General features: G+C 38.6%; 1 protein-coding gene. It reads left to right on the top strand.

Annotation, left to right across the window (positions count from 1 at the left end):
- On the top strand, positions 1-254 hold a 254-nt coding region (locus FC36_RS12175), incomplete at both ends, for a hypothetical protein (protein WP_162257661.1).

Below are 254 nucleotides of genomic sequence, written 5' to 3'. Positions count from 1 at the left end.
TTAACTTACTTGTCATCAGGTAACAAATTTCTTAGTGCAGATTTGTCTGGGTTAGAAACGGTATCAATTTCTGATTTCGACAAGTATTTGAAATATGTTGCATCGGAAGCTAAGAAAAATGATGGGATAACCCAAATGAACTACAATAAGCATATAGATTCTGAAGGGCGTACCATTTGGAATGATGGTTACGGCGGGGAATACTGGTACTCTCCCGGTATTACTCCGACAATAAGTCATGCGGATTCAACTTC

This window comes from Ligilactobacillus equi DSM 15833 = JCM 10991 (assembly GCF_001435735.1).
In the GTDB taxonomy this organism is placed as follows: domain Bacteria; phylum Bacillota; class Bacilli; order Lactobacillales; family Lactobacillaceae; genus Ligilactobacillus; species Ligilactobacillus equi.
The sequence above is the reverse complement of the archived record's forward strand: the minus strand, read 5'-3'. Positions and strand labels throughout refer to the sequence as shown.